Origin of the sequence: Bacillus cereus group sp. N12, from assembly GCF_016483575.1 — a bacterium.
Lineage (GTDB): Bacteria > Bacillota > Bacilli > Bacillales > Bacillaceae_G > Bacillus_A > Bacillus_A toyonensis.
Genome location: NZ_JAEHBO010000281.1, coordinates 1 through 236, shown reverse-complemented (window position 1 = coordinate 236; position 236 = coordinate 1). Strand labels below are relative to the sequence as shown.

Genomic DNA, 236 nt, shown 5'->3' with positions numbered 1-236 from the left:
CCTGTTGTTCCTGTTATTCCTTTTTTTGCTTTAGCTCGTTGTGTTCCTGTATCTCCTTTGTTACATTGTCGTCCTTGAGGGCCTGTAGCACCAGTTGCCCCCGTGTTACCTTGAACACCTTTGGGTCCAGAAGGTCCAGTAGGTCCAGTAGGTCCACCAGAAGGTCCCGTAGGTCCGGTAACTCCTATACCCGTCGCACCTGTAGCGCCTGGGTTACCGCTGTCTCTTATACGCGG

The 236-nt window shown here is 52.5% G+C and carries 1 pseudogene; it reads right to left on the bottom strand.

What is annotated here, in order from left to right:
* A pseudogene (locus JDS92_RS31670) lies at positions 1 to 236 on the bottom strand (Gly-Xaa-Xaa repeat protein); the annotation flags it as partial.